We start from the raw sequence: 25,077 nt of genomic DNA on the forward strand, positions 1-25,077 counted from the left end.
GGCCGGTTTTTTTATTTGAGGATTAAATCGTTACCGCACCCAAGGCGGACACGATATTCGACAAGGCCGCCGATTCGCCATTGATCCGCACGCGCAGACCGTCGATCTCGCGACGCTCCGGATAGTGCTTGCGCAGCAGGTCGAATGCCTTGCGCTGCTCGCTTACGGTTCCCACGAGGCTACGACGAAAATCCGCATCATCACGGCGCGGGTCGTACACGCTGCGACACAAGGTCGCCAGCGCCCAGGCCGGGTCGGTCGAGGCATTCAGGTGTACCTGCGCCAGCCATGGCGGCGGCAGCAGATCACTCAGCCGAATGCTGGGTTCCTGGCTCAGATGCGCACAGAGCGCTTGATAGATCTGCGCCGTACCGCGTTGCTTGCCGTCCAGGCTGTAACCGGCAATATGCGGCGTAGCCAGCACGCACAGGTCAGCCAGTTCCACGTCCACCTGCGGCTCGCCTTCCCACACGTCCAGTACCGCCTGCAGGTCTTCACGGGCCAGCAACACGTCGCGCAGGGCCGCGTTGTCGACCACCGGACCACGGCTGGCATTGATCAGCCATGTGCCTGGCTTGAGACGATTGAGGCGCTGGCGATCAAGCAGATGCCAGGTGGAGCCATTGCCGGATTGGGTCAACGGCGTGTGCAGACTGATCACATCGCAGTGCTCGATGATCTGCTCCAGGCTGACGTAATCACCGTCTTCAGCGATCTGACGCGGCGGGTCGCACACGCGTACATCCCAGCCCAACCCCTTGAGCACCTTGACCAGACGCCCGCCCACCTCACCAGCGCCGACCACGCCGTAGGTGCGCTGCCTGAGGTCGGCACCTTCAATTTCCGCCAAGGTCTGCAAGCTGCCCAGCACATAATCCACCACGCCCCGCGCATTGCAGCCGGGAGCACTGGACCAGGCGATACCGGCCTGCTTGAAATATTCCAGGTCCAGGTGATCGGTGCCGATGGTGCAAGTGCCGACAAAACGCACCGGTGTCCCCTCCAGCAAGGCACGGTCGACGCGGGTCACCGAACGCACCAGCAAGACATCGGCCTGCTCAACCGTGGCGCGGTCGATGGAGCGACCGGGCACCCGGCGAATTTCGCCAAACCCTTGGAAGAAGGCATCGAGCAGCGGGATATTTTCGTCGGCAACAATCAGCATGGCAGGCTCCTTTCGCGGACTGGCAGTGTAACAGCGCGTATCCCCTGTGGAAGGGGGCGTGCTCCCGATAACGGTGGATCAGTTACACATGTTCCACCCGCCATACCGCAATCGGAAGCCAGTCCCCTTCCACGCTGGATTTGGGCCATGAGCACGGACGCTTACAAATCCGCAACACAGGTTTTTTCCTGACCATCATGTCAAGGCGTAGAATCCGCCGTCCTTGCGTCTCCCCTTATTCCTGGACACCCGTACGTGAACACTGTCACCGCCCCCCTCACCCGCCCCGCCCGTATCAGTCGGGAAGTGCGCGGCCTGCTGACCCTCGCCCTGCCGATCATGATCGGCCAACTGGCAACCACGGCGATGAGCTTCGTCGATGCGGTGATGGCCGGGCGCGTCAGCCCACAGGATCTGGCTGCGGTGGGCCTGGGCAATTCGATCTGGATTCCGGTGTATCTGTTGATGACCGGCACCCTGCTGGCCACTACGCCAAAAGTCGCCCAGCGTTACGGCGCCGGTCAGTTCAGCGAGATCGGCCCGCTGGTGCGTCAATCGCTGTGGCTGGCGCTGGTGGTGGGGATCATCGGAGCATTATTGCTGCTCTGCGCCGAACCCATCCTGCACGCCATGAAGGTCGAGCCCGACCTGATCAAACCCTCCATGGGTTACCTGCACGGTATCGCCGCAGGCATGCCGGCCGTCGCGTTCTATTACGTATTGCGTTGCTTCAGTGATGGCCTGGGTCGCACGCGGCCGAGCATGGTCATGGGCCTATGCGGGTTGGCGCTGAACATTCCACTGAACTACATCTTCATCTACGGCCACCTGGGCGTACCCGCCATGGGCGGCGTAGGCTGCGGTTGGGCCACGGCCATTGCCATGTGGGTGATGACGCTTGGCCTCGCCGCCTGGACCCGCTGGGGCTCGGCCTATCAGAGCAGCGAGTTGTTCAAGCGTTTCGACTGGCCCCAGTGGTCGGTGATCAAGCGTGTGCTGGGCATCGGCCTGCCTATCGGCGTCGCGATCTTTGCCGAGTCGAGCATTTTCGCGGTGATCGCCCTGCTGATCGGCAGCCTGGGCGCTACGGTGGTGTCGGGGCACCAGATCGCGCTGAACGTCAGCTCCCTGGTGTTCATGATTCCCTACTCCCTGAGCATGGCGGTCACCGTGCGTGTCGGCCAGGCCCTGGGCCGTGGCGAGCCGCGTGAAGCGCGCTTTGCGGCGGGGGTCGGCATGGGCACGGCGCTGGCGTACGCCTGCGTGTCCTGCAGCCTGATGCTGTTGTTCCGTGAACAGATTGCGACGATCTACACCCCGGACCCGGTGGTGATCCACCTGGCCTCGACGTTGATCGTGTTCTCGGCGTTGTTCCAGTTCTCGGACTCGATCCAGGTCACCGCCGCCGGTGCGCTGCGTGGCTACCAGGACACCCGGGTGACCATGGTACTGACCTTGTTCGCCTATTGGGGCGTGGGCCTGCCGGTGGGTTACGCCTTGGGCCTGACCCCTTGGCTCGGCGAGCCCAGCGGCCCAAGCGGCTTGTGGCAAGGGCTGATCGTAGGCTTGAGTTGTGCGGCGGGGATGTTGCTGGTGCGCTTGGCGCGCAGTGCGCGCCGACGCATCCGTGCAGATAAGGCGCGGGCTCAAGCCTGATTCCGGCCAGCTAAGACCGTCTGTAGGAGCGAGCAAGCTCGCTCCTACAGACGGTCTTACGCTTAATTGAATTGCATTAGGGGTCAAGCCAGCTTTTTGCGAATCCAGTACAGGTAGGTACCGGCCTGTTCCTGCTGATCCACCAGTTCGTGGTCAAGGAACACGCAAAACTTGGGAATATCGCGACGGGTCGACGGGTCGGTCGCGATCACCTTGAGCAAGCCGCCCGGCGGCAGGTCGCGGATGTGTTGGTGCAGCATCATCACCGGCTCCGGGCAATTGAGGCCCGTTGCGTCTAGGGTGCCGTCGACGGCGGTGTCACTGATATCGCTCATCATCTACTCCTGGAACAGGCGCTCAGTTTATCGGGCCTTGGCTTTCTTCACATCCACCAGCCGACGCAAGTGGCACGTCACTTCTTCACGATCGTGATACAGCTGCTTGCAACCGATCTCCACGCGAATCCCGCGCGCCTTGAAGCCCTCCTCGATACGCTCCAGCAAGCGCTTCACTTCGGCATAACGCTGCTTCATCGGTAACTTCAGGTTCACCACCGCCTCACGGCAATGCCCCTCGCCGATCCAGGTTTCCAGCAGCGCCGCGTTACGTGCAGGCTTTTCGACGATATCGCAGACCATCCAGTCCACCGGCTGCTTGGGCACAAAGGTGAAGCCGTCGGCCATCAGGTGCTGGACCAGGCCGGTGTCCATCAGGCTTTCGGCCATGGGGCCGTTGTCGATGGCGGTCACCAGCATGCCGCGATTGACCAGTTGCCAAGTCCAGCCACCCGGCGCCGCGCCCAGGTCGACGCCGGTCATGTCGCCGTGCAGACGCTCGTCCCACTGATCACGCGGGATGAAGTGGTGCCAGGCCTCTTCCAGCTTCAAAGTCGAGCGGCTCGGCGCTTCACGCGGGAATTTCAGGCGGGGGATACCCATCGGCCACATCGCCGAATTATTCGACTCGGCCAGGCCCATGAACACTTCCCGGCCACTCTTGAAGGTCAGCAGCAGGCGCGGCTTGCTCGGGTCGTCTACCAGCTTGCCGGCATTCAACAAGGCTTTGCGCAGGTGCACTTCAAATTTCTTGCAGAAGTTCGACAGTTCCTTCCCGTCGTTGGTATCGACCATCTCCAACCACAGGCTGCCGCACACCGGGAAGCCTTGCAGGTGAGCGAGGATCACGCTGATGCGGTCAGTTTCCGGCAAGTCAATAAACACCCCGCGTGCCCACTGCCTTGGGAAGATCAACTCGGCAAAACGCTGGCCGTGCATCAGGCGCTGGGCGCCGTCTTCTTCGGTGCAGACAAATTCGGCGCAGGCGCTGCCGGTCTTGGCCTTGGCGTAGCCGGAAACGTTCAGGCGCGCGGCGTGTTCCGAGATCTCGGAGCAGACTTCGCCTTCAAAACCCGGGCGGCAGTGCATAAAAAGGGTGTTCATCAACTCTCCTGGTGAATCAACCGGCTTGCGCTATCGCAATACCTGTCATGAAAACCCGCGCATGATAACGGAGTTCGGAACCTTGGACTTAACGATAGAGTCCAGTTATTAGCCTGCTAATGAAAACAGGGCTAACGTGTAAAGCTCTGTTCGCCCCGTCAGGTCCGTAGCCGTGCGGACCATAAGGAGTTGTGTCATGTCATCGCTTGATAGCCTGAGAACCCTTAAAACACTGGAAATAGACAACAAGACCTATCACTACTTCAGCCTGCCCGAAGCCGCCAAGAGCCTGGGTGACCTGGACACGTTGCCGATGTCGCTCAAGGTGCTGCTGGAAAACCTGTTGCGCTGGGAGGACGCCAAGACCGTCACCGGTGCCGACCTCAAGGCCATCGCCGCCTGGCTCAAAGAGCGCCAGTCCGACCGTGAGATCCAATACCGCCCCGCCCGGGTGCTGATGCAAGACTTTACCGGCGTACCCGCCGTGGTCGACCTGGCCGCCATGCGTGCCGCGGTGGCCAAGGCCGGGGGCGACCCGCAGCGCATCAACCCGCTCTCCCCCGTGGACCTGGTGATCGACCACTCGGTGATGGTCGACAAATTCGGCACCCCAGGCGCATTCGAGCAGAACGTGGACATCGAAATGCAGCGCAACGGCGAACGCTACGCCTTCCTGCGCTGGGGCCAGAGCGCCTTCGACAACTTCAGCGTGGTGCCACCGGGCACCGGCATCTGCCACCAGGTCAACCTCGAATACCTGGGGCGCACCGTGTGGACCAAGGACGAAGACGGTCGCACCTACGCGTTCCCCGACACCCTGGTGGGCACCGACTCCCACACCACCATGATCAACGGCCTGGGCGTGCTGGGCTGGGGCGTCGGCGGGATCGAAGCAGAAGCGGCGATGCTCGGCCAACCCGTGTCGATGCTGATTCCGGAAGTGATCGGCTTCAAGCTCACCGGCAAGCTGAGGGAAGGCATCACCGCCACCGACCTGGTGTTGACCGTCACCCAGATGCTGCGCAAAAAAGGCGTGGTCGGTAAATTCGTCGAGTTCTATGGCGACGGCCTCGCCGACCTGCCTCTGGCCGACCGCGCCACCATCGCCAACATGGCCCCGGAATATGGCGCCACCTGCGGCTTTTTCCCGGTGGACGAAGTGACGCTGGACTACCTGCGCCTGTCGGGCCGCCCGACAGAAACCGTCAAGCTGGTGGAGGCATACACCAAGGCCCAGGGCCTATGGCGCAACGCGGGCCAGGAGCCAGTGTTCACCGACACCCTGGCGCTGGACATGGGCAGCGTCGAAGCCAGCCTCGCCGGGCCGAAACGCCCGCAGGACCGGGTGTCGCTGCCCAATGTGGGCCAGGCGTTCAGCGACTTCCTCGACCTGCAATTCAAACCCGCCAGCAAAGAAGAAGGCCGCCTGGAAAGCGAAGGCGGTGGTGGCGTCGCGGTGGGCAATGCCGATCTGGTGGGCGAAACCGACTATGAAGATGATGGCCAGACCTATCGCTTGAAAAACGGCGCGGTGGTGATCGCCGCGATCACCTCCTGCACCAACACCTCCAACCCCAGCGTGATGATGGCGGCCGGGTTGGTGGCAAAAAAAGCCGTGGAAAAAGGCCTGACCCGTAAACCCTGGGTCAAGAGTTCCCTGGCGCCCGGTTCCAAGGTGGTCACCGATTACTACAAGGCGGCGGGCCTTACCCAATACCTGGATAAACTCGGTTTCGACCTGGTCGGCTACGGCTGCACCACCTGCATCGGCAACTCCGGCCCACTGCCCGAGCCGATTGAAAAAGCCATCCAGAAAGCTGACCTCACCGTCGCTTCGGTACTGTCCGGCAACCGTAACTTCGAAGGCCGCGTGCACCCGCTGGTGAAAACCAACTGGCTGGCCTCGCCGCCGCTGGTGGTGGCCTATGCCCTGGCCGGTACGGTGCGCATCGATATCAGCAGCGAACCGCTGGGTAACGACAAGGACGGCAAACCGGTGTACCTCAGGGATATCTGGCCAAGCAGCAAGGAAATCGCCGACGCCGTGGCCCAAGTCAGCACCGGCATGTTCCACAAGGAATACGCCGAGGTGTTTGCCGGGGATGAGCAATGGCAAGCGATTGAAGTGCCGCAGGCCGCGACGTACGTGTGGCAGAAGGATTCCACCTACATCCAGCACCCACCGTTCTTTGATGACATTGCCGGGCCTTTGCCGGTGATCAAGGATATCAAAGGCGCCAATGTGCTGGCCCTGCTGGGGGATTCGGTGACCACTGACCACATCTCCCCTGCCGGTAATATCAAGACCGACAGCCCCGCCGGCCGCTACTTGCGCGAGCAAGGCGTGGAACCGCGCGACTTCAACTCCTACGGTTCACGTCGGGGCAACCATGAAGTGATGATGCGCGGCACCTTTGCCAATATCCGTATCCGCAACGAAATGCTCGGCGGCGAGGAAGGCGGCAATACGTTGTACATCCCCACCGGCGAGAAGATGGCGATTTACGATGCGTCGATGAAGTACCAGGCGTCGGGCACGCCGCTGGTGGTGGTTGCCGGGCAAGAATACGGCACCGGTTCCAGCCGCGACTGGGCAGCCAAGGGTACCAACCTGCTGGGGGTCAAGGCGGTGATCGCCGAGAGCTTCGAGCGTATTCACCGCTCCAACCTGGTAGGCATGGGCGTGCTGCCCTTGCAATTCAAACTGGACCAGAACCGCAAGACGCTCAAACTGACCGGCAAGGAGAAGATCGACATTCTTGGGCTGACCGACGCCGAGATCGAGCCGCGGATGAACCTGACGCTGGTGATTACGCGCGAGGATGGCAGTACGGAGAAGGTCGAGGTGTTGTGCCGGATTGATACCCTGAACGAAGTCGAATACTTCAAATCCGGGGGCATTCTGCATTACGTCCTGCGTCAGCTGATCGCGTCCTGATACACGCTGGAGATCAAATGAGGGAGCGGGCAAGCCCGCTCCCTCATTCCAATCAGCCGAACAACCACTTCCACAGCAGCACCAGTACCACTACCGCCAGTACCGGCCGCGCAATACGGTAGGCCTTGGGATGCTTGCGCTTCCACTGCTTGACCACACCACTGAACTTGTCGCTGAAGGTCTTGCTCCAGGCGTAGGCCTGGTTGATCCCGCCTACGCGTTCGTCATCCAGGTTCTGCGGCGCGGTGGCGCGGCCCAATTGCTTGCTGACCCAGCGGTTGATGCGGGTCATCAGGCGGTTGCTCAGGGGGCGCTCGATGTCACAGAACAGGATGACACGGGTATGCTCGGTTTCGTTCTTCACCCAGTGCACGTAGGTTTCGTCGAACATCACGTCTTCACCGTCACGCCAGGCGTAGACCTGGCCATCGACGAAGATGCGGCAGTCGTCGGAGTTCGGCGTGGACAGGCCCAGGTGATAACGCAGGGAACCGGCAAACGGGTCGCGGTGCGGGTTCAGGTGGCTGCCGCCCGGCAACAGCGCGAACATCGCGCCCTTGACGTTAGGGATGCTGCTCACCAGTGCCACGGTTTTCGGGCACAGCGCTTCGGCAGAGGGCAGCGGCTTGTCGTACCACTTGAGGTAGAAACGCTTCCAACCCTTTTTGAAGAATGAGCCGAAACCGGCGTCGTTGTTCTTTTCGGCGGCGCGGATGTAACCCTCGTCGAACAGGTGCATGGCCTCTTCGCGGATCACTTCCCAGTTGTCCTTGAGCACATCCAGCTCCGGGAACCTGGTGCGGTCCAGGTAGGGTTTGGACGGTACCGCAGAAAACAGGTACATCAAGGCGTTATACGGGGCGAACAGCGCCGAATGGTTGACGAACTGACGCAACACAGGCAAACGCGCCTTGCCGCGCAAATGCACGTACAGAATGCTGCCGATAAAAAGCGACAGCACCGACAGTTTGGCGGCCAAAGAAAAGGTCATGCAGCAACTCCTGAAAATAAGCGCCTGGCCAACAGCAGACGTAGCAGCCGGCCATGATAAACACTTGGGCCAGTATGCAGAAGGCCCAGCGTATTGGCGCTGACTCAAATCAAGCCTGGTTCTCTTGCTCGGTAAACAAATCACTGAACAGCATGCTCGACAGGTAGCGCTCACCGGAGTCGGGCAGGATCACCACGATGGTCTTGCCCTGCATTTCCGGCTTCTCGGCCAGGCGCGCGGCCACCGCCATGGCGGCGCCGCAGGAAATACCGCACAAGATCCCCTCTTCCTGCATCAGGCGCAGCGCCATGGCCTTGGACTCCTCGTCACTGACCAGCTCAACGCGGTCGACCATCGACAAATCGAGGTTTTTCGGCACGAAACCGGCGCCGATTCCCTGGATTTTATGCGGGCTGGGCTTGATCTCTTCACCGGCCAGCGCTTGAGTGATCACCGGCGAGACGATCGGCTCGACGGCCACCGACAAGATCGGCTTACCGGCAACGTTCTTGATGTAACGCGACACGCCGGTGATGGTACCGCCGGTCCCCACGCCCGCCACCAGCACATCCACGGCGCCATCGGTGTCGTTCCAGATTTCCGGGCCGGTGGTTTTTTCGTGGATGGCCGGGTTGGCCGGGTTTTCGAACTGGCCCGGCATAAAGTACCGGGACGGGTCGCTGGCAACGATTTCGCCGGCTTTTTCGATCGCCCCCTTCATGCCTTTGGCCGGTTCGGTCAGCACCAGCTCGGCGCCGAGGGCCTTGAGCACTTTACGCCGTTCGATGCTCATGGACGACGGCATGGTGAGCAGCAGTTTGTAGCCACGGGCCGCGGCGACAAAAGCCAGGCCGATGCCGGTGTTGCCGGATGTCGGCTCGACAATGGTCATGCCAGGCTTGAGCTTGCCGGTGCCCTCGGCATCCCAGATCATGTTGGCGCCAATGCGACACTTCACCGAATAGCCCGGGTTACGCCCCTCGATCTTGGCCAGGATGGTCACGCCACGCGGTGCGATGCGGTTGATCTGAACCAGGGGCGTATTACCGATGGAATGCGCGTTGTCTGCAAAGATGCGGCTCATGACGGGTCCTTGAGGCTGTTTGGAGAATGGCCCAAGGGTATGCCTCGTCATCCGGGGCGTCCAGTCAGAGGAACGTTGCGCCCGCGCCAATGGTCCATCGCCTATACCGTTGGAGAACCTCACTATGAAACGTCGTTACAGTGGGCTGCTATGGATCGTCGCCGTACTGGTGGTGGTGTTGATCGCCCTGGACCTGGCCCTGCCCTATCTGGTGCGCAATTACCTCAACGACAAGCTCGCCGACATGGGCGATTACCGTGGCCAGGTCACGGACGTGGATGTGGCCCTGTGGCGCGGCGCCTACAAGATCAACGGCCTGCAGATCGTCAAGGTCGACGGCAAGGTGCCGGTACCGTTCGTCAAGGTGCCGATGATCGACCTGTCGGTGAGCTGGCATTCATTGTGGTACGACCACGCCGTGGTAGCCGAGGTGCAGTTCTTCAAGCCGGAGCTGAATTTTGTCGACGGTGGCAACCAGCAATCCTCACAAACCGGTAAGGGCACCGACTGGCGCGAGCAGTTGGGCAAACTGTTGCCCATCACGCTCAACGAAGTGCGCATTGAGGACGGCAAGATCGCCTTCCACAACTTCACCTCCAAGCCGGCGGTGAACATCAATGCCAGCTCGGTCAACGCCAGTTTCTATAACTTGACCAATGTGGTCGATGTCAAAGGCAAGCGCGGCGCCAGCTTCGAAGGCAAAGCCCTATTGCAGGGCCAGGCACCGTTGCAAGCCAACGCCACCTTTGACCCGCTGAGCAATTTCGAAGATTTCGAATTCCGTTTTCGCGCCAAGGACCTGCAACTCAAGCGCATGAACGACTTCGCCTCGGCCTACGGCAAATTCGACTTCAAGGCCGGCACCGGCGATGTGGTGATCGAGGCCCAGGCCGAAAAAGGCCAGTTGACCGGCTATATCAAGCCGTTGCTGCGCGATGTAGAAGTGTTCGACTGGAAGCAGGACGTTGAAAACAAGGACAAGAACATCTTCCGCTCGATCTGGGAAGCCGTGGTTGGCGCCAGCGAAACTGTGCTGAAAAACCAGAACAAAAACCAGTTTGCCACCCGAGTGGAGCTCAGCGGCAGCGTGCACCAGCAAAATGTCAGCGCGTTCTCCGCGTTTCTGGCGATTTTGCGCAACGGGTTTATCCAGGCATTCAATGCACGCTATGAACAACCCAAGCCCTCGGCGAATTGAACGTGACCGGTCATTCAGAGACTGATAAGCCGCCTGCGTTCACAGTCGCCGGGGCTGCGAGGTATAGTCCGGGCATTGATGAATTCGAGGAATGACCGATGAAGTTCGAAGGCACCCAGGCCTACGTTGCCACTGACGACCTGAAACTGGCTGTCAACGCTGCCATCACCCTGGAGCGGCCCTTGCTGGTCAAGGGCGAACCGGGCACCGGCAAGACCATGCTCGCCGAGCAACTGGCCGAGTCCTTTGGCGCCAAGCTGATCACCTGGCACATCAAGTCCACCACCAAGGCCCATCAGGGCCTGTACGAGTACGACGCGGTCAGCCGCCTGCGCGACTCGCAGTTGGGCGTGGACAAAGTCCACGATGTGCGCAACTACCTGAAGAAAGGCAAACTCTGGGAAGCCTTTGAATCTGAAGAACGCGTCATCCTGTTGATCGACGAAATCGACAAGGCCGACATCGAGTTCCCCAACGACCTGTTGCAGGAACTCGACAAGATGGAGTTCTACGTCTACGAAATCGACGAGACCATCAAGGCCAAAAAACGCCCGATCATCATCATTACCTCCAACAACGAAAAAGAACTGCCGGACGCCTTTCTGCGCCGCTGCTTCTTCCACTACATCGCCTTCCCCGACCGCACCACGCTGCAAAAGATCGTGGATGTGCACTACCCCGATATCAAGAAAGAGCTGGTCAGCGAAGCGCTGGACGTATTCTTCGACGTGCGCAAAGTGCCGGGCCTGAAGAAAAAGCCTTCCACTTCCGAACTGGTCGACTGGCTCAAATTACTGATGGCCGACAACATCGGCGAAGCCGTGCTGCGCGAGCGCGACCCGACCAAGGCCATTCCGCCCCTGGCCGGTGCCTTGGTGAAGAACGAGCAGGACGTGCAGTTGCTGGAGCGCCTGGCCTTCATGAGCCGTCGCGGTAATCGATAATGTTGCTCAACCTGTTCAATGAGATGCGCGCAGCCAAGGTGCCGGTGTCGGTACGCGAGCTGCTCGACCTGATCAACGCCCTGAAACAGCGCGTGACCTTCGCCGACATGGACGAGTTTTACTACTTGGCCCGGGCGATCCTGGTCAAGGACGAGCGGCATTACGACAAGTTCGACCGAGCCTTTGGCGCCTACTTCAACGGCCTGGAAAAACTCGACGACCACCTGCAGGCGCTGATCCCCGAAGATTGGCTGCGCAAGGAATTCGAACGCTCGCTGAGCGATGAAGAACGCGCGCAGATCCAGTCCCTCGGCGGCCTCGACAAACTCATCGAGGAATTCAAGAAGCGCCTGGAAGAACAGAAGGAACGCCACGCCGGCGGCAACAAATGGATCGGCACCGGCGGCACCAGCCCGTTTGGCTCCGGGGGCTACAACCCCGAAGGCATCCGCGTCGGCGATGCCGGCAAGCGCCAGGGCAAGGCCGTGAAGGTGTGGGACCAGCGCGAGTACAAAAACCTCGACGATCAGGTTGAGCTGGGCACGCGCAACATCAAGATCGCCCTGCGCCGCCTGCGCAAGTTTGCACGCCAAGGCGCGGCGGAAGAACTGGACATTGACGGCACCATTGACCACACCGCGCGTGATGCCGGCCTGCTGAATATCCAGATGCGCCCGGAACGGCGCAACACCATCAAGCTGCTCTTGCTGTTCGATATCGGCGGCTCGATGGACGCCCATGTGAAGACCTGCGAAGAGCTGTTCTCCGCGTGCAAGACCGAGTTCAAGCACCTGGAGTATTTCTACTTCCATAACTTCGTATACGAGTCGGTGTGGAAGAACAACCAGCGCCGCACCTCGGAGCGTACCTCCACGCAAGACCTGCTGCACAAGTACGGCGCGGATTACAAAGTGATCTTCATCGGCGATGCGTCGATGGCGCCCTACGAAATCACGCAAGCCGGCGGCAGCGTCGAGCACTGGAATGAAGAGCCAGGGTACGTGTGGATGCAGCGCTTCATGGCCAAGTACAAGAAGTTGATCTGGATTAACCCGTATCCGAAGGACACCTGGGGGTATACGGCGTCGACGGGGATTGTGCGGGAGCTGGTGGAGGATCAGATGTATCCGCTGACACTGCGCGGCCTGGAAGAAGGCATGCGCTTCCTCTCGAAATAACCCCGCCGTCCCCTGTAGGAGCGAGCTTGCTCGCGAAGAACCTGAGAGCGCCGCGTTAAACCGGATACGCTGCGTTATCGTTGACGTTCTTCGCGAGCAAACTCGCTCCTACAGGGGGTCAGGGCGGTTCAAGGTCGGTTGAACCGCTGCAAATACTCGATGTGCTGCCGATGCGCCGTCTCCTGCACTACCGGCGCCAACCTGACCTTCTCCCCCGGCAGGCACTGCGCCAGCCGCGCCAGCGACAACGGCGTCAGTGCCCCCAGGCGCGGATAGCCGCCAATGGTCTGGCGATCATTGAGCAACACAATCGGCTGCCCATCCGGCGGCACCTGGATCGCCCCCAGCGGAATGCCTTCTGAAATGAGCGAAGGCCCCTGGTAGTGCAACGGCGTGCCCAGCAAGCGCATGCCCATGCGATCGGCGCGGCTGTCGAGCGCCCATTCGGTGTTGAAGGCATCGAACAGGCTTTGGCCGCTGAACCGGCCGATCTGCGCGCCCACGATCACCTCCAATGCCGCCTTGGCCGGCAGGGTCGGATCGCTCAGCACCTTCATCGCACCGCCCACACCGGAATACGCCAGGCGACCGCCTTCGGCCAATGCCTTACCGAAACCATCCACCCCGCCCAATTCTTCACGCGCGACCGTGGCACAACTACCGAGTACATCCGGCGCGTCAAACCCGCCCGGCGCCGCCAGATAGGCGCGCGCCCCGCTGAAAGGTTGGGTGAAACGCAAGCGCTGGCCCTTTTGCAGGATGAAACTGCGGCCGGGGCTGATCGTGCGCTCGTCGACATAGGCGCCCAGATCCGCACCGGCCAGGGCCAGCAGGCAATAATCCTCGGCCTGCACGGTAAAACCGCCCAAGGTGATTTCCACCACCGGTGCATCCAGCGCATTGCCCAGCAGCCAATTGGCCCAGGACATCGACACCCAGTCCAACGCTCCGCCCTGGGTCACGCCCAGGTGGCGCACGCCAAAGCGGCCGGCGTCCTGCAACAGGCACAACGGCGTGCTGGCCTCGATCAACAAGCGGCTCATGCCTGCGCCTCCAACGGCGTGTCATCGCCACCCAGGTTGATGAATTCAGCATGGCCAACCGCCTCGAAGCGCACCGTGTCGCCGGGCTGCATCAGGCTGTAGCCGTCTCGTTCGCGGTCAAAGAGTTTAGCCGGGGTGCGGCCGATCAGGTTCCAGCCACCCGGCGACACCACCGGGTAGGCGGCAGTCTGCCGTTCGGCGATGCCAACGCTGCCGGCCGCCACGCGTTTGCGCGGCGTGTTGAGGCGCGGTGCGGCGAGTCTTTCATCCACCAGCCCCATAAAGGCAAAACCCGGGGCAAAGCCGAGGGCGAACACCTGGTATTCATGGGCGGTGTGACGGCCGATCACGTCGTCTATAGACAGGCCGCTACGCTGGCTGAGCAAGGTCAGCTCAGGGCCGACACTCAGGTCATACCACACCGGCAACACATGGGACTGCCCGCTGCCCTGAACCTGAGGTTGCAGGTCAGTCAGTGCCTGCTCGATCAGTTGCCGTGCCTGGGCCGGGCTCAACGCCGTGAGATCGTAATGCACCATCAACGTGGTGTAGGACGGCACCAGATCCACCAGCGCCGCGCCGAAACCTTCGCGCAAGCGCTGAGTGGCGGCGAGCATCCAAGGCATATTGGCTTCGGCAATCACTTCAAACAGACGCACCATCAGGCAGTCAATGGCTACCACTTCAATGCGTGGTCTCATGCTGACTTCAACGCCTCGCGAATGCGTTGCACCGCGGCGATCGAACTGGCGTTGTCGCCGTGCACGCACAGGGTATTGGCCTGCAACATCAACGCGCTGCCGTCGCTGGCAGTCAGGGCTTCGCCACGGGAAATGGTCAGGGCTTGCTGTAGGATCGTGTCGGAATCGTGATGCACGGCCCCCGGCAACTGACGGGAAACCAAGTGGCCCTGGGCGTCGTAGGCACGGTCGGCGAACGCTTCAAACCACAGGATCACACCGTATTCATCACCCAGGGCCTTGGCCGCGCTGTTGTCACGGGTGGCCAGGAGCATTAGCGGCAAATCGCCATAGGCCGCCACGGCCTGGATCACCGCACGCAATTGCGTGGGGTTGGCCATCATGTCGTTGTACATCGCGCCATGGGGTTTGACGTAGCTGACCCGTCCGCCTTGAGCGCGACAAATACCGTCGAGAGCGCCGATCTGGTAATGCAGCAGGTCCTGGATTTCCTGGGGGGTGTAGGCCATGGAACGACGGCCGAAGCCTTGCAGGTCCTGGTAGGCCGGGTGTGCACCCACTTGCACGCCGTGCTTGAAAGCCAGGCTGACGGTCTTGCGCATGATGCTTGGGTCGCCGGCATGGAAACCGCAAGCCACATTGGCGCAATCGATGAACGGCATGACCTCGGCATCCAGACCCATGGTCCAGTTGCCGAAGCTCTCGCCGATATCACAATTCAATAACAGACGGCTCACGGTGGGCGCTCCTGTAGGCGTTGTTTTTTGTAGTGTGGGATTTTTTACCCGGAACTCGCAACTTGTCCTCATACCCCAACGACGCTTATCGTGGAATGACTCGATTTTTGGCGTTTGCCCGGTGCGACGTCCAACTAATAAAAACCGATCCATGCATAAGAAAAGTTGATCCCATGAATTTGAAGTTCCTCGAAACCTTCGTCTGGGTGGCCAAGCTCAAGAGCTTTCGACTGACCGCCGAAAAGCTGTTCACTACCCAGGCCTCGATTTCCAGCCGCATCGCCGTGTTGGAAAGCGAGTTGGGCGTGAAGCTGCTTCTGCGCGACTCACGGGGCGTAAGCCTGACCCCGGAAGGCTTGAAGGTGCTCGATTACGCCGAGCAGATGATGGTGACCATGCAGGGCTTGAAGCAGTCCCTGGAAACCACCAGCAGCAAGGTCGGGCGCATTCGGATCGGCGTAATGGACACCGTCATCCACACGTGGCTGAGCCCGCTGGTGGCCGAACTGATGGATCATTTCCCCTTGGTGGAAATCGAGTTGATCGCCGATACCGCATTGAACCTCAGCGATCAGCTGCAAAAAGGCTTCCTCGACCTGATCCTGCAAACCGACCTGCTGCGCCTGGAAACCGTGCGCAGCCTGGAACTGGCCAGCCACCCCATGGCCTGGATTGTCGCCAGTCACTCGATCTACCACCGCGACTATGCCTCCCTCGCCGAACTGGCTCAGGAACGCATCATCACTTATTCGAAAAACTCCCACCCACATCAGGACGTGCTGAGCCTGATGCAGGCCAACGGTGTGGCCGCGCCACGGATGAACTGCGTGAATTCGGTGTCGGCGATTACGCGTTTGCTGCGCGATGGTTTCGGGATTGGTGCGCTACCGCCGGTGCTGGTCAGCGAGGAACTGGCGCGGGGGGAATTGGTGATGTTGCCCATGGCGCAAAAACTGCCGAACCTGCAGGTCGTGGTGTCGTGGCGCGTGGGAGTGGAATTGGTGGAGGAGATTGTGGGGTTGTGCCGCAAGGTCGTCGCCCGCTATGCCGCGCAAGTCGGCGAGGCGCGGATGCTGCTGAGCACACCCACTTGACTGAAAAAACCGGGTTAACCAGGTGGGAAGAGGCAACCCCCTCCCTCCTCTGGATGTGCGATGACGCTTAGAGGCCCTTGAGGTCCCGCTCTTCAATCGGCCGGCTCTGGCGCATGCGCTTGCCGCCCAACACGATCCAGTCGATCAGACGAAACAGGCATTCCAGCCCGAACGACAACAACATCGCCCCACCCAGTCCCCACCCCATGGCTTCGGGGGTCAGCAGGATCTGGTAGCTGTAGCCGTTCCAGGTTTCCAGACGAATGTCCGGGTCGGCGGCCACCGCCACCTGCAGGGCACGGATATACCAGGGGCCTTGCATGGCCTGGAATTGCTTGTCCAACGCCACCTGGCGGTCGAGCAAGGTGCCCAGGCTGTTGGCGTCGCTGCGGAACACCGGGTCGTCACTGGCGCGGTAATGCGCCACCAATGCCTGCAAATCGCCGTTGAAGAACTGCTGCGCGGTGGCATCAAAGCCACGCAGGCCGGTCTGGGCTTCAATCAGATGGGCTTCGACGCGCTTGGCGTAGTCGTTGATAAAACCCGGCACTTGCACACCGACCAACAGGCCAATGGCAAACAGCACCAACCGCAGATAACTGAGCAACATGGTCGATATCCTTACTCGGTAACGCCCTGGCTAACGCATTCACCGCGTCGCCACAGGCTCCATTGGCCCGGTTCGTAGCGGGTCCAGTTTTCGTTGTCGGTCAAAGGCTCGGTAGCAATGACCGTTACCACGTCGTCAGGCGTGGTTTCGGCCTGAAAATCGACGATCACGTCGACATCTTTCAAGCGCGCCGGACCAAAGGGGGCGCGGCGGGTGATCTGCGCCAATTTGGTCGAGCAGTAGCAGAATAGCCAGTCGCCATCACTGAGCAGGCAGTTGAACACGCCTTTGCTGCGGTACTCCGCGCAAGCGGCGATCAGGTCCGGCAAGACCTGCTCGATGTCCACCGGCTCCGGGAAGGCCTCGCGCACACGGTTGAGCAGGTCGCAGAACGCCGCTTCGCTGTCGGTATCGCCCACTGGGCGGTAGAACGTGGCGCGGGGGTTGAAGTCCGCCAGTTGGCCGTTATGCGCAAAACACCAGTTGCGCCCCCACAGTTCACGCACGAACGGGTGGGTGTTGGACAGGCACACCTTGCCCACATTGGCCTGGCGTATATGGCCAATCACCACTTCACTTTTGATGGGATAACGCTGCACCAGCAAGGCGACTTCCGACTCACTGCTGGCAGCCGGGTCCTGGAACAGGCGCAGGCCACGACCTTCATAGAAAGCAATGCCCCAGCCATCGCGGTGGGGGCCGGTACGCCCGCCCCGCTGCATCAGCCCGGTAAAGCTGAATACGATATCGGTGGGGACGTTGGCACTCATGCCCATTAATTCACACATGCCAGGGCTCTCGCTGCGGGGCAGACAACGTTAAAGGCGCGGCTCGACCCGTGCACCACTGACCGGTGCCGGGCGACGGAAGGGTTCCTCATCGTCCTGCTCGGCGGCCAAAGCGGCATCGACAGCCGCCTTGCGCTCGCGACGGGCATTGGCGGCACGCTCGATGGGCCAGCGGATCAACACGAACACGAGATACACGGCAAACGCGATCATCGTGTACATGAACAGATCGGAAATGGCCCGCCAGGCGTTATTGCCGACCTTGAGCACCAGGTCCATGGCGGTGATGGCCACCGCCGGCGCGAACTGGGTCTTGACCGGGTCGACGATGGTCGGGCTGAACAGCACCACGGCCATCAGCAATTGCAGCGGCTCGCGCAGCCAACGCCAGATCCAGCGGGTCAGGCGCCACCATACCAACAGGCAGCCCAAAGCGGCGAAGGCGTAAAGGCCCCAAGCGGTCAGATAGTCGTTCTCGGTCATGGTGTCCATGGCAAGGTAGGCAAACAGGCGGCTATGATAACGGCTTTTGCGTGTCTCGGCTGCAATGCCTGCCACCATCCGCCAGACAGAGAGTATTCCATGCCTATATCGACCGCCCCGATTGCCCGCAAGGGCGAAGGCCCAGATCCGTACGCCTGGCTGCAAGCGCGTGACAACCACGACGTGCTCGATTACCTCAAGGCTGAAAACGCCTGGCAGGAAGCCCAGCTCGCCGACCAGAAAGCCCTGCGCGAAACCCTGTTCGAAGAGATCAAGGGCCGCATCCTGGAAACCGACCTGTCCCTGCCCTCGCCCTGGGGGCCGTACCTGTATTACACACGCACCACCGCAGGCGACGAATACGCCCGCCACTACCGCTGCCGCCGCCCGGAGGATGAAGGTCACCAGGTGGACGAGCGCAGCGAAGAACTGCTGCTCGATCCTAACGTGTTGGCCAATGGCGGCTTTTTCTCCCTCGGTGCCTTCAGTATCAGCCCCGACCATCAGCGCCTGGCCTACAGCCTCGATACCAGCGGTGAAGAGGTTTACACCCTGTACGTGAAGGAATTGGCCACCGGCAAGGTCAGCGAACTGGAGTTCGAAAACTGCGACGGCAGCATGACCTGGGCGAATGACAGCCTGACCCTGTTTTTCGGCGAGCTGGACGATACCCATCGTCCGCACAAGCTGTATCGCTACCGCCTGGATGGCACAGCGGCGCAGGAAGTGTTCCACGAGCCCGACGGACGTTTCTTCCTGCATTGCTACCGCTCCAGCTCCGAGCGCCAGTTACTGCTGGCCCTGGGCAGCAAGACCACCAGCGAGACCTGGGCGTTGGACGCCGACCAGCCACACCTGGACTTCACCTGCCTGGCGCCCCGTGTCGAGGACCATGAATACGATGTGGACCACGGCAAGCGTAACGGCGAGTGGACCTGGTTTATCCGCAGCAACCGCGACGGCATCAACTACGCGCTGTTCGTCGCCGCCGACACCGGCAGCGTGCCCGGCGAGGCTGACTGGCACAACCTGATCCCTCACAGCGATGAGGTCATGCTCGACGGTGTGAGCCTGAACGCCAGCGCCATGACCCTTAGCCTGCGTATCGGCGGCCTGCCGGTGATCGAAGTGCACCCCCAGGACATGCCGACATACCGCGTGGAATTGCCCGACGCCGCCTATAGCCTCTACGTACAGAACAGCCTGGAATTCTCGAGCGACAAAATCCGCCTGCGCTACGAAGCCCTGAACCGCCCGGCCCAGGTGCGTCAGCTTGAACTGGCGACAGGCGCGCAGGCGGTGCTCAAGGAAACCCCAGTACTCGGCGCGTTCAACGCCGACGACTACGTCAGCCAGCGCCTGTGGGCCACTTCCGTCGACGGCACCCAGGTGCCGATCAGCCTGGTGGTCAAGCGTGACCAGCTCGGCAAAACCACACCGCTGTACCTCTACGGCTACGGTGCCTACGGCTCGAGCCTGGACCCGTGGTTTTCCCATGCGCGCCTGAGCCTGCTCGACCGTGGCGTCGCGTTTGCCATCGCCCATGTGCGCGGCGGTGGTGAACTGGGTGAGGCCTGGTATCGCAACGGCAAACAGGAGCACAAGCAGAACACCTTCAGCGACTTTATCGCCTGCGCCGAACACCTGATCGCCCAAGGCCTGACCACATCCAGGCAACTGGCGATCAGCGGCGGCAGTGCCGGAGGCCTGTTGATCGGCGCCGTACTCAACCAGCGGCCGGAGCTGTTCCAGGCGGCGATTGCCGAGGTGCCCTTCGTCGACGTGCTCAACACCATGCTCGACCCGGAGCTGCCGTTGACCATCACCGAGTACGACGAATGGGGCAACCCTGAAGAGCCGGAGGTCTACGCACGCATCAAGGCTTACGCACCTTACGAAAACGTCAGCGCCCAAGCCTACCCGGCCATCCTGGTGATCGCCGGTTACAACGACAGCCGCGTGCAGTATTGGGAAGCAGCCAAGTGGGTAGCCAAGCTGCGTGACACCAAGACGGACGACAACCTGTTGCTGCTCAAGACCGAACTGGGCGCCGGCCATGGCGGCATGAGTGGCCGTTACCAGGGACTACGTGATGTGGCGCTTGAGTACGGGTTTGTGTTCAAGGCACTGGGGTTATCTTACTGACTGGGTGCGGCGGGCAATAACGGCCGCAACCGTCATTAACCGCCGGGCGTCTTCGGCTTGCTGTCGTTTTGTTGCAGGCCGGGCACCGTCTGATCTTTCGGCGGCGTGGGCAACACAATCGGTTCCAGCGCGGGCGAGCCGTTGACGGTAGCCTTGGGGGGCGCGGGCGGGCTGACTTGCGGGTACAACGTGGGTGTCGGTGTGCCGGGGGCACCCGGGGTTGGCGCGGGTGCGATCGGCACGGTTTGCACTTCTTGCGCCTGCGCCGTACCCAATGCGAGCGCGCCAAGCACAATGACCGTTAGAATGTTGCACTTCATCGATGGCTCCATGGCCTGACTGGAATACCGTAAGGCTACTCCCAACCGCGCAAGAATGCCCTTCCCAATGAGATTTCCATGAAACGTTTCGTTCTGCTGGACACCACCCCGATCCCCGACAACGGCGGTGCCTTGTGCCTGTTCGAATACGGTGAAGATTTTGTCATCAAGATTCAGGGAGGGGATGGCGGCCAGTTGATGAACACGCGCATGCACGGTTCCGAGGATGCGCTGGCGGAAATTCCCTGCCGCAAGGTCGCCGGCCGGCCGGGTTCACGGGTGTTGATCGGCGGCCTGGGCATGGGCTTCACCCTGGCCTCGGCCCTCAAGCATCTGGGCAAGACGGCCGAAGTGGTCGTCGCGGAGCTGGTGCCAGGTGTGGTGGAGTGGAACCGCGGCCCGCTCGGGGAGAAATCCGGGCGGCCGTTGCTGGACCCACGCACGGTGATCCGCATGGAGGACGTGGCCAAGGTGCTGCAAGCCGAGCCCCAGGGCTTTGACGCGATCATGCTCGATGTGGACAACGGTCCCGAGGGCCTTACGCAAAAAGCCAATAGCTGGTTGTATTCCGCCGGTGGGCTCGCCGCCTGCGCCAAGGCCCTGCGCCCCAAAGGCGTGCTGGCCGTATGGTCGGCCAGCGCCGACAAGCTGTTCAGCGACAAGCTGCGCAAGGCCGGGTTCAAGGCCGAAGAAGTGCAAGTATTTGCCCACGGCAACAAGGGCACCCGGCATACCATCTGGATTGCGGAAAAAATCAAAGGTTGAGACGGTCTGCCAGTTACCGTCTCTCACCTGTTTGATCGACCTTAATTCAGAGATTTGCGGTAATCGATCACGTACGGCACTTTCTTGTCGACCGTCTTTTCCAGCTCATCGCGATCCAGCTTGGTCATGCCGCCCAGTTGATGGGCAGTAAAACCGCTGTCACCGACCTGTGAGCCCGGCGCCAGGCTGACCATGCGCTTGGCTACCGCTTCGATCGCATCCTTGTAGCCACCCTTCTTGTTCAGGTTGTAAGCACCCAGGTCGATCTGGGTGCGCAGCCAGTTGCCCCAGTAGAACTCGAGGAATTCCGGCGCGATGGCACCATCGTCCGGCTTGCCGTAGGCGGCCTTGCGGGTGAAATACACCAGGCTGCGGAAAGTGTCGTCCTGCAGGTTCTTGAAGCCCAGGTGCGCCGGCAATTGCCCGGGCGGCAAGGTCTGGCCCTGGTTGTCCTTGAGCCAGACCTTACGCGCCGCCTGCATACGCTGCCAGAAGGCGGCCATGTCCGTACTGTTGCTGAAGTCATCGGTGACCTTGACCCACATTTTCAGCTTGGGACCGCCGCCGGGTACTTCCCACAAGGTGGTGAAGCTGTGATGACCGTCGGTGAGGTACAACTGACCGGCAGGGCCGACTACCACGGTTTTCATGTCCTCGGGATGGGTGCCCACCGGGTCTTTGCAGGTGAAGCTGGTCGGTTGGTGCAGGTCCGCCTTCTTCGGCACGTTATCAGCGGCACCCTGGCCGTTGGTCTCGCAATATTCATCGAAGACCTTGGCCGGCTTGTCGGCGAACAGGCCAAGGCTGTAGTAAATCTGGTCAAACCCCACCACGGCCTGGGTCGGATGCAGTTGTTCAAGGGCCACCTCGATCACCTGCCCGGGTCTGGGCGTGGAGAACGCCTGGGCCTGGGCAGTGAAGACACACAGCAACAGCGCAATAATCCATGAATGCAGACGCATAAGTTTCAGATCCTTGTATGTAAAGTGAAGCAGTCATTTACAGCGCGAGCGGCTAGAATCAACCTTGTCCGTGAACCCAAATAGCCAGGAGCCATGATGAGCTCGACCAACCCGCCCTCCCACACCGCCAAGCTGGATCGCATCCTCGCCGATGCCCAGCGCGACCGGGAAATGGGCTACCGCGACAAAGCCTTGAAGATGTACCCCCACGTGTGCGGCCGCTGTGCCCGTGAGTTTTCCGGGAAACGCTTGAGCGAACTGACAGTACACCACCGTAACCACAACCATGATGACAACCCCCAGGACGGCTCCAACTGGGAGTTGCTGTGCCTGTACTGCCACGATAACGAACACTCGCGCTACACCGACCAACAATATTTCGGCGAAGGCTCCACCAGCAGCCCGACCATCGCCAAGGCCACGCATAACCCGTTTGCGGCGTTGGCAGGGTTGATGAAGAAGGACGGTTGAAAGCCTCAAGCTGCAAGCGGCAAGCTGCAAGAAAAAGCCAGTGCGCTTTTAACTTGCCGTTTGAACAGCCGAAAGCCTAAATCTGCGGGCTGCAAGAAAAAGCCGTGCGCTTTTAACTTGCAGCTTGAAGCTTGCCGCTATAATGCTGCCCTTTTAAGGCACTCCCAGTGGGCAATAAACGCTACAGCTGCATCGGTCTGTATAACCCCAAATCCCCCGAAAACGTCGGCTCGGTGATGCGTGCCGCCGGCTGCTACGGCGTGGCCTCGGTGTTTTACACCGGCGTGCGTTACGAGCGCGCCCGGGATTTCATCACCGATACCAAGAAGGTCCACCACGACATTCCACTGATCGGCATTGATGACCTGAAGAAAATCCTGCCCCTGGGCTGCATCCCGGTCGCCGTGGAATTGGTGGAAGGCGCCCGCCCGCTGCCCGAATACACCCACCCCGACCGCGCGCTGTACATCTTCGGTCCCGAAGACGGTTCCCTCGACAAAGAGATCCGCGACTGGTGTGAAGACGTGGTGTACATCCCGACCACCGGTTGCATGAACCTCGCCGCCACGGTCAACGTGGTGCTCTACGACCGCCTGGCCAAGGGCAACAACACCCGTTCGGGCCCCAAGTACTGATTTTTCGGGAACATCCAGCGCCTGCAAACAGTCAGCTATTTACACTTGCCCTTGTTGGAGACAGACCATGAGCGACAGCACAAACCTGCGACCTATCATCGAACACACCCCCTTCGAAACTCCGCCCACCCAGAACGTGCACGGCTGGGAACGTATCGGCTCGGTAGCCGGCGGTGTGATGATGGTCGGCAAAGGCCTGCGCCGTGGCGGGATTTTCGGCTTGATCCAGGTGGCAATCGGCGGCGTGGCGCTGGCACGGGGCTTTACCGGGCACAGCTCGCTCAAGGACAAGCTGGAGCAGGGCCGCCAGGAAATGAACAGCGTGCGCACGAAGATCGAACGTGCCGGCCAAGAGTTGAAGAACCTGAAGACCAGGGCGGAAGTAGCCGCAGAAAAAGCCACCAAAACTGCAGGTTGATTCCAGCCTCCAGGCTGTTGGAGATCTAGATGTGGGAGCCAGCCGCCTCCCACACTTTTGATAGGTGCATGGCTGGGATCAACGCAACAGCTTGGTATCGAGCACCACCGACGATTCGCCGATAACGCTCTCAGCCAGTTGTACAAACTCCGCGGTGGTGATGCTGTTGGACCGCATGACCCCCTGCGCGAGATCATCGAGTGAACGCTTGTTGTGGGTTTTCACGCGGATTTCGCGATCCAGGTCCTGCAATACCACCACTGCCCTGGCCACCGCGCCGGCGCTGATGTGCTCGCCGCGCAGAGTGGTGACGTCCTTGCCTTCCTTGCCCAGCCGCGCCTGTATGGCCGCGTAGCGTTCATCGGTGATGCCGCCGGCACGCCGTAGCAACTCGATGGCGTAATACTCTCCCAGCCCCTCGCGGATCCAATCGCTGCTGTCGTGATCATTGAAGCGGCCGATGGCCTGCACCACTTCGCGGATCAGCGGGCTGCTGCCGTTTTCGCTGACCAGCGGCGTGCGACTGTTGAGGTAGATCGAATCGCGTGAGGCCACCACGCCACGGCGCATCGGGTCGCTGGCACCCACGATCAACAGTTTCGCCGGATGGCGCGGGAAGGCCGCTTCAACTTGCGGCCAGACAAACGTCAGCAGCGTCAGCACATCCATACGACGCATGCCCTGCCCCTTCGGAGCGGCCACGGTGACTTCGGTTTCGCCAAAGCGCATGCGACGGCTGCCGAGGGTACCGGCGAGCATCCAGCCGGTGGGGCGGTCGAACAGGCGCGAGAGGTTGTCGACGCGGAATTTGTTTTTGCCGATGCGCGGCCAGGCGGTTTCGATGCTTTTCCAACCGGCCGGCAGTTCGAACACCAGGCGCGAGACCAACTCGATGCCGTCCTGTTGGTCCAACCGGGCAGCCGGCACCAGGTCTTCACCACGAAACAGCGCCCAATCGGGCGTCATGCGGGCTTCATAGAGACCAGGTTTACGCGCATGGGTGAGGCGTACGCGGTAGGTCAGGCTGGCTTTGTCGGCACCGGGCTGCCACACACCGCGGCTGCCGCTGACTTTCCATTGACCGTCGGCCTTGAAGTCGCTGTAGTCGCCGGCGCGCCCCAGGTCGAAGTTGAGGCTGCGCACTGCCGAGCCTTGCGACAGGCTCACGCGCACTTCGGCTTGATCGCTCTGGGGCAATAACTTGACGTGATAGTCCAGGTCGACTTTCTTCGCACACCACGCAGGCATGCTCAGCGCCAGCAATACCAGGCTTGCCGTCAGCTTGGTTCCCACCCGCATAGAGACCCCTTGG

General features: G+C 61.1%; 25 protein-coding genes. 11 read left to right on the plus strand and 14 right to left on the minus strand.

Features of this window, described 5'->3' with window-relative positions:
* Positions 1–22: 22 nt before the first annotated feature.
* The gene (pdxB, locus tag EXW71_RS17845; RefSeq protein WP_134657914.1) at positions 23–1,165 is read right to left on the minus strand and encodes a 4-phosphoerythronate dehydrogenase PdxB; all 1,143 of its coding nucleotides are present in this window, start codon (positions 1,163–1,165) and stop codon (positions 23–25) included.
* Positions 1,166–1,420: 255 nt separating this feature from the next.
* Here pdxB and EXW71_RS17850 point away from each other — a divergent pair, with 255 nt between their 5' ends.
* Entirely contained in the window at positions 1,421–2,821 is a 1,401-nt protein-coding gene (locus EXW71_RS17850; RefSeq protein WP_134657915.1) for an MATE family efflux transporter, read from the plus strand.
* An 83-nt stretch (positions 2,822–2,904) separates the two neighbouring features.
* Here EXW71_RS17850 and tusA read toward each other — a convergent pair whose 3' ends face one another.
* Both tusA and rlmM read right to left on the minus strand, forming a co-directional pair.
* Positions 2,905–3,156 (minus strand): sulfurtransferase TusA, encoded by a 252-nt coding sequence (gene tusA / locus EXW71_RS17855; RefSeq protein ID WP_123715090.1) that lies wholly within the window; start codon positions 3,154–3,156, stop codon positions 2,905–2,907.
* 27 nt (positions 3,157–3,183) lie between these two features.
* Positions 3,184–4,260 (minus strand): 23S rRNA (cytidine(2498)-2'-O)-methyltransferase RlmM, encoded by a 1,077-nt coding sequence (gene rlmM, locus EXW71_RS17860; protein ID WP_123715089.1) that lies wholly within the window; start codon positions 4,258–4,260, stop codon positions 3,184–3,186.
* A gap of 196 nt (positions 4,261–4,456) precedes the next feature.
* Between rlmM and acnA the strand changes: the two genes are divergently transcribed.
* Positions 4,457–7,198: an aconitate hydratase AcnA gene (acnA, locus tag EXW71_RS17865; RefSeq protein ID WP_134657916.1), complete on the plus strand. Its 2,742-nt coding sequence runs from the start codon at positions 4,457–4,459 to the stop codon at positions 7,196–7,198.
* A gap of 52 nt (positions 7,199–7,250) precedes the next feature.
* On the opposite strand, the gene EXW71_RS17870 is transcribed toward acnA, so the two are convergent.
* Both EXW71_RS17870 and cysK read right to left on the minus strand, forming a co-directional pair.
* Complete coding sequence (locus EXW71_RS17870) at positions 7,251–8,189, minus strand: aspartyl/asparaginyl beta-hydroxylase domain-containing protein (protein WP_123715087.1); 939 nt, start codon at positions 8,187–8,189, stop codon at positions 7,251–7,253.
* 109 nt (positions 8,190–8,298) lie between these two features.
* Positions 8,299–9,273 (minus strand): cysteine synthase A, encoded by a 975-nt coding sequence (cysK, locus tag EXW71_RS17875; RefSeq protein ID WP_123715086.1) that lies wholly within the window; start codon positions 9,271–9,273, stop codon positions 8,299–8,301.
* A gap of 124 nt (positions 9,274–9,397) precedes the next feature.
* Here cysK and EXW71_RS17880 point away from each other — a divergent pair, with 124 nt between their 5' ends.
* From EXW71_RS17880 to EXW71_RS17890, 3 genes are all read left to right on the plus strand, one after another.
* Positions 9,398–10,471, plus strand: a complete 1,074-nt coding sequence (locus EXW71_RS17880) for a DUF748 domain-containing protein (RefSeq protein WP_134657917.1) — start codon at positions 9,398–9,400, stop codon at positions 10,469–10,471.
* 98 nt (positions 10,472–10,569) lie between these two features.
* Positions 10,570–11,415, plus strand: a complete 846-nt coding sequence (locus tag EXW71_RS17885; RefSeq protein ID WP_060753128.1) for a MoxR family ATPase — start codon at positions 10,570–10,572, stop codon at positions 11,413–11,415.
* Positions 11,415–12,593, plus strand: coding sequence for a VWA domain-containing protein (locus tag EXW71_RS17890; protein ID WP_123715084.1), 1,179 nt, complete (start codon positions 11,415–11,417; stop codon positions 12,591–12,593). Before EXW71_RS17885 ends, EXW71_RS17890 begins: the two co-directional genes overlap by 1 nt.
* Before the next feature lie 128 nt (positions 12,594–12,721).
* Here the strand turns inward: EXW71_RS17890 and EXW71_RS17895 are convergent, their stop codons facing one another.
* The 3 genes from EXW71_RS17895 to EXW71_RS17905 are packed head-to-tail and all read right to left on the minus strand — an operon-like array spanning position 12,722 to position 15,074.
* Positions 12,722–13,636 carry a biotin-dependent carboxyltransferase family protein gene (locus EXW71_RS17895; RefSeq protein WP_134657918.1) on the minus strand — a complete coding sequence of 305 codons (915 nt, stop codon included), beginning with the start codon at positions 13,634–13,636 and terminating at the stop codon, positions 12,722–12,724.
* Positions 13,633–14,337, minus strand: a complete 705-nt coding sequence (gene pxpB, locus EXW71_RS17900; RefSeq protein WP_134657919.1) for a 5-oxoprolinase subunit PxpB — start codon at positions 14,335–14,337, stop codon at positions 13,633–13,635. The genes EXW71_RS17895 and pxpB overlap by 4 nt, the downstream gene beginning before the upstream one ends.
* On the minus strand, positions 14,334–15,074 hold the full coding sequence (locus EXW71_RS17905) for a 5-oxoprolinase subunit PxpA (protein ID WP_123715081.1): 741 nt from the start codon (positions 15,072–15,074) through the stop codon (positions 14,334–14,336). The genes pxpB and EXW71_RS17905 overlap by 4 nt, the downstream gene beginning before the upstream one ends.
* A gap of 173 nt (positions 15,075–15,247) precedes the next feature.
* Here EXW71_RS17905 and EXW71_RS17910 point away from each other — a divergent pair, with 173 nt between their 5' ends.
* Entirely contained in the window at positions 15,248–16,168 is a 921-nt protein-coding gene (locus EXW71_RS17910) for a LysR family transcriptional regulator (RefSeq protein ID WP_134657920.1), read from the plus strand.
* 67 nt (positions 16,169–16,235) lie between these two features.
* Here the strand turns inward: EXW71_RS17910 and EXW71_RS17915 are convergent, their stop codons facing one another.
* Genes EXW71_RS17915 through EXW71_RS17925 form a run of 3 tightly spaced genes read right to left on the minus strand, consistent with a single transcriptional unit; the run spans position 16,236 to position 18,127 of the window.
* A complete protein-coding gene (locus EXW71_RS17915; protein ID WP_123715079.1) occupies positions 16,236–16,778 on the minus strand; it encodes a DUF2937 family protein in 543 nt (180 codons plus the stop codon).
* A gap of 11 nt (positions 16,779–16,789) precedes the next feature.
* Positions 16,790–17,566, minus strand: a complete 777-nt coding sequence (locus EXW71_RS17920; protein ID WP_123715078.1) for a class II glutamine amidotransferase — start codon at positions 17,564–17,566, stop codon at positions 16,790–16,792.
* A 30-nt stretch (positions 17,567–17,596) separates the two neighbouring features.
* Positions 17,597–18,127, minus strand: coding sequence for an MFS transporter (locus EXW71_RS17925; RefSeq protein WP_134657921.1), 531 nt, complete (start codon positions 18,125–18,127; stop codon positions 17,597–17,599).
* Positions 18,128–18,148: 21 nt separating this feature from the next.
* Here EXW71_RS17925 and EXW71_RS17930 point away from each other — a divergent pair, with 21 nt between their 5' ends.
* On the plus strand, positions 18,149–20,194 hold the full coding sequence (locus tag EXW71_RS17930; RefSeq protein ID WP_134657922.1) for a S9 family peptidase: 2,046 nt from the start codon (positions 18,149–18,151) through the stop codon (positions 20,192–20,194).
* A gap of 35 nt (positions 20,195–20,229) precedes the next feature.
* Here the strand turns inward: EXW71_RS17930 and EXW71_RS17935 are convergent, their stop codons facing one another.
* The gene (locus EXW71_RS17935; protein WP_123715077.1) at positions 20,230–20,514 is read right to left on the minus strand and encodes a hypothetical protein; all 285 of its coding nucleotides are present in this window, start codon (positions 20,512–20,514) and stop codon (positions 20,230–20,232) included.
* 78 nt (positions 20,515–20,592) lie between these two features.
* On the opposite strand from EXW71_RS17935, the gene EXW71_RS17940 reads away from it, so the two are divergent.
* A complete protein-coding gene (locus tag EXW71_RS17940) occupies positions 20,593–21,279 on the plus strand; it encodes a spermidine synthase (RefSeq protein WP_123715076.1) in 687 nt (228 codons plus the stop codon).
* Positions 21,280–21,320: 41 nt separating this feature from the next.
* Here the strand turns inward: EXW71_RS17940 and EXW71_RS17945 are convergent, their stop codons facing one another.
* Positions 21,321–22,241 carry a ParB/Srx family N-terminal domain-containing protein gene (locus EXW71_RS17945; protein WP_134657923.1) on the minus strand — a complete coding sequence of 307 codons (921 nt, stop codon included), beginning with the start codon at positions 22,239–22,241 and terminating at the stop codon, positions 21,321–21,323.
* A gap of 96 nt (positions 22,242–22,337) precedes the next feature.
* Here EXW71_RS17945 and EXW71_RS17950 point away from each other — a divergent pair, with 96 nt between their 5' ends.
* From EXW71_RS17950 to EXW71_RS17960, 3 genes are all read left to right on the plus strand, one after another.
* The gene (locus EXW71_RS17950; protein ID WP_134657924.1) at positions 22,338–22,712 is read left to right on the plus strand and encodes a YajD family HNH nuclease; all 375 of its coding nucleotides are present in this window, start codon (positions 22,338–22,340) and stop codon (positions 22,710–22,712) included.
* 167 nt (positions 22,713–22,879) lie between these two features.
* Entirely contained in the window at positions 22,880–23,347 is a 468-nt protein-coding gene (locus tag EXW71_RS17955; protein ID WP_003189607.1) for an RNA methyltransferase, read from the plus strand.
* Between the two features lie 67 nt (positions 23,348–23,414).
* On the plus strand, positions 23,415–23,765 hold the full coding sequence (locus EXW71_RS17960) for a DUF2892 domain-containing protein (RefSeq protein ID WP_134657925.1): 351 nt from the start codon (positions 23,415–23,417) through the stop codon (positions 23,763–23,765).
* Between the two features lie 78 nt (positions 23,766–23,843).
* Here the strand turns inward: EXW71_RS17960 and EXW71_RS17965 are convergent, their stop codons facing one another.
* Positions 23,844–25,064, minus strand: coding sequence for a hypothetical protein (locus EXW71_RS17965; RefSeq protein ID WP_134657926.1), 1,221 nt, complete (start codon positions 25,062–25,064; stop codon positions 23,844–23,846).
* Positions 25,065–25,077: the final 13 nt, after the last annotated feature.

It is taken from the genome of Pseudomonas sp. BCA17 (assembly GCF_004519405.1).
Taxonomy (GTDB): domain Bacteria; phylum Pseudomonadota; class Gammaproteobacteria; order Pseudomonadales; family Pseudomonadaceae; genus Aquipseudomonas.

Excerpts from the sequence above, each read along its gene's own strand:
- pdxB (WP_134657914.1), bottom strand. The coding sequence starts at position 1,165 with ATGCTGATTGTTGCCGACGAAAATATCCCGCTGCTCGATGCCTTCTTC.
- tusA (WP_123715090.1), bottom strand. The coding sequence starts at position 3,156 with ATGAGCGATATCAGTGACACCGCCGTCGACGGCACCCTAGACGCAACG.
- rlmM (WP_123715089.1), bottom strand. The coding sequence starts at position 4,260 with ATGAACACCCTTTTTATGCACTGCCGCCCGGGTTTTGAAGGCGAAGTC.
- acnA (WP_134657916.1), top strand. The coding sequence starts at position 4,457 with ATGTCATCGCTTGATAGCCTGAGAACCCTTAAAACACTGGAAATAGAC.
- EXW71_RS17870 (WP_123715087.1), bottom strand. The coding sequence starts at position 8,189 with ATGACCTTTTCTTTGGCCGCCAAACTGTCGGTGCTGTCGCTTTTTATC.
- cysK (WP_123715086.1), bottom strand. The coding sequence starts at position 9,273 with ATGAGCCGCATCTTTGCAGACAACGCGCATTCCATCGGTAATACGCCC.
- EXW71_RS17880 (WP_134657917.1), top strand. The coding sequence starts at position 9,398 with ATGAAACGTCGTTACAGTGGGCTGCTATGGATCGTCGCCGTACTGGTG.
- EXW71_RS17885 (WP_060753128.1), top strand. The coding sequence starts at position 10,570 with ATGAAGTTCGAAGGCACCCAGGCCTACGTTGCCACTGACGACCTGAAA.
- EXW71_RS17890 (WP_123715084.1), top strand. The coding sequence starts at position 11,415 with ATGTTGCTCAACCTGTTCAATGAGATGCGCGCAGCCAAGGTGCCGGTG.
- EXW71_RS17895 (WP_134657918.1), bottom strand. The coding sequence starts at position 13,636 with ATGAGCCGCTTGTTGATCGAGGCCAGCACGCCGTTGTGCCTGTTGCAG.
- pxpB (WP_134657919.1), bottom strand. The coding sequence starts at position 14,337 with ATGAGACCACGCATTGAAGTGGTAGCCATTGACTGCCTGATGGTGCGT.
- EXW71_RS17910 (WP_134657920.1), top strand. The coding sequence starts at position 15,248 with ATGAATTTGAAGTTCCTCGAAACCTTCGTCTGGGTGGCCAAGCTCAAG.
- EXW71_RS17915 (WP_123715079.1), bottom strand. The coding sequence starts at position 16,778 with ATGTTGCTCAGTTATCTGCGGTTGGTGCTGTTTGCCATTGGCCTGTTG.
- EXW71_RS17920 (WP_123715078.1), bottom strand. The coding sequence starts at position 17,566 with ATGTGTGAATTAATGGGCATGAGTGCCAACGTCCCCACCGATATCGTA.
- EXW71_RS17925 (WP_134657921.1), bottom strand. The coding sequence starts at position 18,127 with ATGGTGGCAGGCATTGCAGCCGAGACACGCAAAAGCCGTTATCATAGC.
- EXW71_RS17930 (WP_134657922.1), top strand. The coding sequence starts at position 18,149 with ATGCCTATATCGACCGCCCCGATTGCCCGCAAGGGCGAAGGCCCAGAT.
- EXW71_RS17935 (WP_123715077.1), bottom strand. The coding sequence starts at position 20,514 with ATGAAGTGCAACATTCTAACGGTCATTGTGCTTGGCGCGCTCGCATTG.
- EXW71_RS17940 (WP_123715076.1), top strand. The coding sequence starts at position 20,593 with ATGAAACGTTTCGTTCTGCTGGACACCACCCCGATCCCCGACAACGGC.
- EXW71_RS17945 (WP_134657923.1), bottom strand. The coding sequence starts at position 22,241 with ATGCGTCTGCATTCATGGATTATTGCGCTGTTGCTGTGTGTCTTCACT.
- EXW71_RS17950 (WP_134657924.1), top strand. The coding sequence starts at position 22,338 with ATGAGCTCGACCAACCCGCCCTCCCACACCGCCAAGCTGGATCGCATC.
- EXW71_RS17960 (WP_134657925.1), top strand. The coding sequence starts at position 23,415 with ATGAGCGACAGCACAAACCTGCGACCTATCATCGAACACACCCCCTTC.
- EXW71_RS17965 (WP_134657926.1), bottom strand. The coding sequence starts at position 25,064 with ATGCGGGTGGGAACCAAGCTGACGGCAAGCCTGGTATTGCTGGCGCTG.